The 7,727-nt window shown below is 63.2% G+C and carries 6 protein-coding genes; 2 read left to right on the forward strand and 4 right to left on the reverse strand.

Annotated elements, in window-relative coordinates; all coding sequences use genetic code 11:
• Positions 1–96: 96 nt before the first annotated feature.
• Positions 97–1,293 (reverse strand): glycosyltransferase family 1 protein, encoded by a 1,197-nt coding sequence (locus AC5JJ6_RS32565; protein WP_496046030.1) that lies wholly within the window; start codon positions 1,291–1,293, stop codon positions 97–99.
• Between the two features lie 620 nt (positions 1,294–1,913).
• Between AC5JJ6_RS32565 and AC5JJ6_RS32570 the strand changes: the two genes are divergently transcribed.
• Positions 1,914–3,389, forward strand: coding sequence for a glycosyltransferase family protein (locus AC5JJ6_RS32570; RefSeq protein WP_496046031.1), 1,476 nt, complete (start codon positions 1,914–1,916; stop codon positions 3,387–3,389).
• Between the two features lie 48 nt (positions 3,390–3,437).
• Positions 3,438–3,941, forward strand: coding sequence for a GNAT family N-acetyltransferase (locus tag AC5JJ6_RS32575; RefSeq protein ID WP_496046032.1), 504 nt, complete (start codon positions 3,438–3,440; stop codon positions 3,939–3,941).
• 146 nt (positions 3,942–4,087) lie between these two features.
• On the opposite strand, the gene AC5JJ6_RS32580 is transcribed toward AC5JJ6_RS32575, so the two are convergent.
• The 3 genes from AC5JJ6_RS32580 to AC5JJ6_RS32590 form a co-directional block, all read right to left on the reverse strand.
• The gene (locus AC5JJ6_RS32580; protein ID WP_496046033.1) at positions 4,088–6,196 is read right to left on the reverse strand and encodes a 3-hydroxybutyrate oligomer hydrolase family protein; all 2,109 of its coding nucleotides are present in this window, start codon (positions 6,194–6,196) and stop codon (positions 4,088–4,090) included.
• 151 nt (positions 6,197–6,347) lie between these two features.
• The gene (locus tag AC5JJ6_RS32585; RefSeq protein ID WP_496046034.1) at positions 6,348–7,163 is read right to left on the reverse strand and encodes a transglutaminase-like domain-containing protein; all 816 of its coding nucleotides are present in this window, start codon (positions 7,161–7,163) and stop codon (positions 6,348–6,350) included.
• Between the two features lie 139 nt (positions 7,164–7,302).
• Positions 7,303–7,727 (reverse strand): transglutaminase-like domain-containing protein (locus tag AC5JJ6_RS32590; protein ID WP_496046035.1); only part of this gene is annotated, 425 nt, incomplete at its 5' end.

The raw sequence follows: 7,727 nt of genomic DNA on the forward strand, positions 1-7,727 counted from the left end.
GATAGTCGAAACCCGAACGCGTGTTGGCGAACCTGGTCCGCTTCGGCATGGCGACGACAGCCCCCTTGGCGGCTCCGCCGGCGGTACCATTGGGCGTCAAAGCGCGCATTCGATCTTCTCCTTCATTTCGTTCCAGGTTTTGTCCCAGGACATGTCGCTCAGCACCGCATCGGCGGTGCGCAGCAGGCGGTCCCGGTCCTTGGCGTCTTCAAGAGCCGCATCGATCGCGGCGGCGAACTCGTCGGCGGTGCCGGCGATCCGGACCACTCCTGAGTCGCCATAGGTGCGGACGACGTCGCGGATGGCGGTGGAGACCACCGGACAGCCGCCCGCCAGATATTCCGGCGTCTTGGTCGGGCTGATGAACCGGGTGGACTCGTTCAGCGCGAACGGCATCAGGGCCACGTCCCAGCCGGCCAGATACTGCGGCAGCTCGTCGTAGACCTTGGGGCCGAGGTAGTGGATGTTCGGATGCTTCGGCAGCGTCGCCGGGTCGATCTTCACGACCGGGCCGACCATGACCAGATGCAGATCCGGCCGCTTGGCCGCCAGCTCGTCCAGCAGGGCGATATCGAGCCGCTCGTCGATCACGCCGTAGAAGCCCAGCCGGGGATGCGGGATGTCCTTCTGATCGTCCGGCTCCGCCATGCCGGCGCGGGCCTGGGCGAAGTGGGCGACATCGACGCTGCTCGGGAACGGATGGGCGTTGGCGTGCAGCGACCGCTTGGCTTCCCACAGGCTGTAGCCGCCGGTGAAGACCAGATCGGCCTTGCCCAGCAAGGTCCGCTCGCGCCCGATCAGTTCCGGCGGGGCGCCCTTGAAGGCGGAAAGCTCGTCCATGCAGTCGTAGACGGTGACGCGGCCCTTCAGGTGGTCCGTAAAGTCCAGGCTCATCGGCGTGTAGTACCAGAGCACCGGATCGACGATCCTTTCCGCTGCGAAGAAGTCGTCCAGCAGCGTGCGCAGCGTCTCGTTGGTCTGCTCGACCGTGCGGCCTTCCGGCAGCTTGGGAACGACGACCCGCACGCCGCCTTCGTCCGTCCGGACGTCCAGCCAAGCCGTTCGGCTCTCGCTATCGACGGGCTCTTCGACGAAATAGACCCGGTAGTCCCTTGCGAACCGAGACAGCAGGTGCTGCGGACGCTGATAGACGAAATTCCACCGGAGGTGCGAGAAACATACCAGGGGAATCGTGTCTTCGTTGTCTGACGGCGATGTGGACTGAGAGTACTTTGGCGGGGTGCTGTATCGTGTCTTGCCAATCTCGATCTGAAAGGGTCCGGCCCAACTCATACGAACTTCCTGTATCTTGGTTTTCCGACAGCGGACATGGGGTCTATTCGGATGGAAACCTCCAATCCGATGCCGGCAGCCCGCAATTCATGTCGCGATAAACCCGACATTGGGGCTTACTGTTCCATTCCGAAAGTACCTGTCGAAAATTTGTCTCGGCTGTTCTAGTGAATCCGGCACTGTTCACGTTTTTGGATTTTATTCCGTAATAATTTTCCGACTGATTGTTTGTCCCCGATGTCTCACCAGACGGCAATGCTATCGCTGGTCAGGCGTTTCCCATCGAAACACAATCATAACCGACTTGTGCCTGTAACAATCTAATGATCGCTCGATATGAGTATATTCGCATCGAAGGGCTACTACGGTTGTTTGTCTTAAATGGTCCGGGCGGATGGTAGTTATCGGGTGCCAACACGCATAAATGTAGATTTTTCTTGAAAGTGTACGATATGAGTATAAACGAAAACCGAAGCACCCAAATTCGTTACGAAAGTTTCGTGATTATTAGTTTCATAGTGGGTGCCATCCTTCTGAGATCGCCGGCTCTACTCTATTCGGTACTCAACTACGATGAAAGCATGTATCTACTGATGGGCGCGGAATTCGCTCGCGGCCATATGCCTTACACGACCGTCTGCGACCTTAAGCCCTTCGGTCTATTCGCCCTGGCGACGCCCTTCACGATGCTGCCGATCGATCCGGTAATTGCGGCGCGCATGGGCTCAAGCGTGACCGTCGGCCTGACCGCGTGGATGCTCAGCCGGATCGCGGCTCTCCTGTTCCCGGACGGACGCCGGGCCATCGGGATCGTCGCGGGGCTGGGGTACCTGATCTTCAGCCTTGCCGATGGCGGCATGGCCTTCCAGGGGGAAATCTTTCAGAACGCCTGCGCCGTCCTGGCCCTTCTGCTGGTGCTGCGCCCCGTCGTCCGGGGCGAGCGTCCGGGACTGGCGCTGATGGCCGGGGTCGGGCTGATCCTGGGCGTCGCGATCCAGATCAAGCAGTCGGTGCTGTTCGACATGCTGGCCTTCCTGGCCGGCTACTTCATCCTGACCACGCCCACCTTCCGCGACTTCACCGCCAACCTGCGCGCCAGCCTGAAGCCGCTGATCCTCTTGGGCGTCATGGCGCTGGTCCCCACCATCGGCGTCATCCTGCTCTATGCCGTCACCGGCCATGCCGATGCCTGGTTCGCCGCCAATGTCGAAGCGCACCGCGTCTTCTACGGGATTACCCGCCCGATCTCCTGGGATGCCGGCTTCCGCGCCATGTCGGAGCAGGCGCCGATCTGGATCGGCGCCGTCGTGGCGGCCCTGTCCGCCCGCTGGCTGACTACCGACGGCCGGGAGAAGCGTGCCGTCCTGTTCCTGACGGTCTGGATCGTCGCGGTGATCCTGTGCCAGATCTTCCTGCGGATCGCATCGGACCACTACTTCCTGCAATTCCTGCCGCCGCTCTGCCTGCTGACCGGGCTGGCGCTCGGGCGCGGCCTGTTGATCCACCTGCCGCGCCGGCGCGCGAGGGCTGCCTTCCTGGCCGTCCTCGGCGGCATCACCGTCTACGCCGTCGCCAAGCATCCGCTGATGCACAGCATCTACATCGTCAAGGACCGGCTGGCGGGCGACGCCTGGGCCGGCGATACCCCGCGCCGCGTCGCAGCCGACCTCAAGCCGCTGCTTCAGCCCGAAGACAAGCTCTACGTCGTCGGATTCCAGCCCGCCATCTACTTCTTGACCGGCGCCGAAAGCCCGACGCGCTTCTCCTTCACCGGCCTGCCGAACTTCAATTATCCGGGCCGCGACGGCTGCCCCTGGGTCGATCCCGCCGTCGAGATGCAAAGGATACTCGACAGCCGCCCCCGCTTCATCGCGGTCGAAGACGGCATCTTCTACCGGGAAATGCGGGAAGACGTGCGCCGGATGCTGGACCGGAACCTCGAATACAACTATCGCAAGGTCAAGCACTACGATCAGCACCCCGTCCACCACGAATACCCGTTCGAACGCTTCGTGATGAACGGCGGCGCCCCCGTCGACCTCTACGAGTGGACCGACACGCCCGACCCGACGCCGGCGGCAGCTTTGCAGGAGTAACGCGGCATCCTCATTGTCCGGAGCGGTGCCGGCCGGTAAGGTGGCGCCATGTCCGATGCCACTTTCCAGATCGTCAGCGCCGGGTCGTCCGCCGATCTCGATGCCGTGAAGCGACTGTTCACCGCATACGCAGCGGCGCTCGGCATCGATCTGTCGTATCAAGGCTTTGAAGCGGAACTAGCCGGCCTTCCGGGCAAATACGCGCCGCCGTCCGGCGCCTTGCTCATCGCTTGGGGCACGGACGGCGAACCGCTCGGATGCGTGGCGCTCCGGCCCCTGGACGATGCTGGCCGCTGCGAGATGAAGCGGCTCTACGTGTCGCCACAGGCAAGAGGGCTGCGTCTCGGCAAGGCGCTGGTCGATGCCGTCGTCACCGAAGCGGCGCGGATCGGCTATGGCGAGATGCGGCTGGACACCCTGCCGACTATGGGGGAGGCAATCGCGCTCTACCGGAAAGCGGGCTTCCAGCCGATCGATCCGTATTACGAAACGCCCGTGGCCGGCACGATCTTCATGGGACGCCGGCTAAATAGAGATGACTCACCGCCGTAGGTCGGTCTAAAGCGAAGCGGCAGCCGACAAGCAGGCGCGTCTATGTCGGCTGCCGCTTCGCTTTAGACCGACCTACAAAACTACTAAGATAGCATGAAGACTTCAACGCGAAGCCTTCATGTCATCCACTAAACTTCTACCCCATCTCACTCCGGTATGCGCAGCACCGAACCGTCGAAGGTAATACGGTCCTTTTCCGCCACCGTCTCCGCGATCGGCGGAACGTTCGCCGCCGTGATCGTCGGCGCTCCGGTGCCTCGCGGAACCGTATGGACGACCTGACTGGGCGGCAGTTGCTTCCCGCTCTTCAGGTGATCGTAAAGCCGGTCCAGCCCTTCATTGAAGTAGACGTGCAGGGGGATGTAAGCGGCGTTGAAGCCCGGCAGGACGTTGAAGGCATCCAGGTGATGGGCATTGGTGACTTCGTAGTACCGGATGTTCTGCCGCTTCTTCAAAGCCGAGCCATAATACGACCGGGAAGAGTGGTTGACCGCGATCAGCGCGTCCGACCGGCCATGGACGATGACTGTGGGCTTGCCGCGCAGTGCCGACGTGGTGAGCACGTCTTCCACGCCCTTGCTCAGCCGCTTCGCCGGATTGCGGTCATCGCCGCCCCTTCGCGACTTATCGCCAGCGGTCCAAAGGTTACGCAGACAGACGGCGCCATCGACATCGGCCATCGGCGCCGCCACCCCGCCGACCGTCGTCGCGGACACACCGTTTCGGATCAACTGGATGCCGACGGTCGGCGGCACGCCGTTCGATCCGGAGAAGGCCAGGGCCGCGTTGGCCGCCGGCAGCGGGGCCGGCTTGCCGGTTGCATCGGCGAAGGCGTAGGAGAAGCCACAGAGATTGTCGGTCACGCTTGACCTGGAATAAGCGTTTGCGTAGGCGACCGCAACGGACTGATAGACGTTGACCGACCAGTAGAAGGCGGCCAACACGTTCTGCTCCGGCAGGATGCCGTATTTCCGGATTCTCTCCCGAGCTTCCGCCGCCTGTTCCTCGACCGGACCGCCGCTGTCGATCAGCCCACGGCTCTTGAGATCGGTGCAGACCTTGGCCGCCCGCGCATTGGCAGGCGTCGCCGCCGCACAGCCCTCGTACAGCGTATAGAAGGTGATGTAATCGTAGAGCGGCCTGCCGTGCTCGACCAGCGGCTGCCCATTGCCCTGCTGGATCGCAAACGACCGGTCGCGCTTCGGGTTGACGTTCGGCTCCGACACGGCGACGCCGTCGATCCAGCCCTTCCTGTCCTCCTCCGCCGCGCGCAGCGCCGCAGCACCGCCGTTGGACACGCTAGACGCGATGACCAGCGTATTGGCCGGCGTGATCCTGCCCACTGCCTTGTCGTCGGCGAAGTGCCGGTTCAACTGGTAGAAACCGAACTGGATCGCCCTCAGCGTATCGGTGCCCCAGTCCTCTTCCGGATTCTCCTGGGAATGGGCGTGCTTGATCGCCCAGCGGTTCGGGTTGTCCTTGTTGTACCGATCCAGCTCCCGGCGCGGGATCTTCGGGTCGAAGTTCAGCGGTTCGACCGTCCTGCCCGCGTCCACGAACTCGCCCTGGACCGTGTAGCCCTTGCGGTTCTGGAGATCGAAGAAGCCGGTGCCGGTGCCTTTGTCGACATAGACGACGGCACAGCCCTTCTTCAGGCCCCATTCCCCGGAAGTCCCGATGGCGCCATAGACCCCGCGCGAGCCGGACGACGTCGCGGTCACCATGCAGGCATTGGCGGGATCGAAGGTCTCGGGCACCTGGAGCGCCACCGTCACCCGCGAGTTGCCGTCGTCGTCATCGTCGCGATGGCCGCGCTTGCCGTCCAGCAGCGCCAGATACTCGGTACCTGCAACCTTGCCGTCGCGGGCCTTCGCATCGCCCATGGCATTGACCAGCGGACCGTAGAGCCTGCCGTAGCCGCCGTCCGCCGACACGTCTACCAGCGCCCGGTAATTGTTGTAGATGGCGAGCCGTCGAAGCTCTTCCGGCGTCGGCGCCACCGGGTTCGCCGGCGCCGGCGCCAGCGGGTTCGCCAGCCCCGTTGCCCCAAGGCCCGCCGTCAGCAGGTCGTTGCTCCGGCCGTCGTAGTCGGCCCGCAGGACCTTGCCGAGGATCTGCTCCTCGATCCGCTCGATCCTGTCGGGCCGCCCCTTCTTGCCGCCGTCGTCGTCGCGGCCGTCCTTCGCCATCGCAACCGGCGCCATGCCGATCAGCAGGCAAAGCGTCGATGCGACCGTAGCTGCCACTCTTCCCATAACGGATGTTCTCCCCCCGAGGACTGCTCTTATCTTATCTTTTCGTTTCAGCACGATACCGAGTGCCATCGAAGGATAAGGAGCAGTCTGGGGAACAAACAATTTGCCAGAAGTGGCAGCCTCTAATGGGACGTCGCGGCCTCCGATAAAGTCACGCCGCGTCCGGCATCTCGTCGGTGATCACCGAGAACCCGGTCAGCGTGTTCGGCCCGAAGGTCGTGCTGAGCGCCACGTCCACCGCATCGCGGCCGCGTGCGATCAGGACCCTGCCGATTCGGGGCGTGTTGTTGCGGGCATCGAAGGTGTACCACTGGCCGCCCAGATAGACCTCGAACCAGCCGGCGAAGTCCATCACGCCGTAGGGCGGCGGCACGCCGATATCGCCGAGATAACCGGTGCAGTAGCGCGCGGGAATATTCATGCAGCGGCAGAAAGTGAGCGCCAGATGGGCATAATCCCGGCAAACGCCTACTTTTTCATTGTAGGCCTCGAAGGCAGTCCGGGTCGCCCTGGCCTGCATGTAGTCGAACTTGATGTGATTGTGGACGAAATCGCAGATCGCCTGCACGCGGTTCCAGCCGGGTTCGGTCTTGCTGAACAACTCCCAGGCGACATCGCTGAGCAGTTCCGTTTCGCAGTAGCGGCTGGCCAGCAGGAACACCAGGGCTTCTTCCGGCAGTTCCTCCAGCGAATGCTGCCGGGCCGTCGGCACGATAACGTCGGGCTTGCCGCTGTCGCGGACCACGGCGGACGTGCTGATCCTTGTCACGCCCTTAGGCGCCACGATCCTGCTGCACCAGTTGCCGAAGCCGTCGCGATAGGCGGTGATCGGCAAGGGCGGGTCGGTCACCAAGTGGTCCGGGACCACTATGTCCGACGCGCGCGAATAGTGAATGTTCAGCATCAGCAGCATCGGCGTCGGCTGAGGACATTCGTAGACCAGCTCGTACCCTACCTTGATTCGCATGGTCTGGCTCCTTGTTGTTTTTGCTGGCGTATCTTGGTCTGTCGATCTTTGCCGGCCAGTGCAGCTGTTCGAAGAGTATAGGCGATGGCGTCGACTTGCGATATCCGTGCCAGCGGGCACGGCAGCCGTACGGAAGGCTTTACGGCTCCGCCTCGTCCATGACGCTCACGCTGACGTCCATTCCCAGGAAGGACGACGGCGGGCCGGTATACGTTCCCCACAGCGGCAAGGCCTGGGCCGGAGCCCAAGCGACGGCGACGCGGATCAGATTGCGGTTGCCGATGATGCTGTTGGTCGGGTCGAAGTCCACCCATCCCGCCCCCGGCAGGTAGACCTGAAGCCACGCATGCGTGGCGCCGCCGCCCCTGACCGGCGCATCGCCCGCACCGGGCACGAAGATGTAGCCGCTTACGAAACGGGCGGCGAGGCCGAGCGAGCGCACGCCCTCCATCATCAGGAACGCGTAATCGCGGCACGTGCCGGTCCCCCGCGTCAGGGTTTCCAGAGGCGTCTGGACACCGCGTTCGTACCGCCGCGAATAGGTCAGTTGCTCCCGGATGCCCA

Source organism: Skermanella sp. (genome assembly GCF_059503625.1).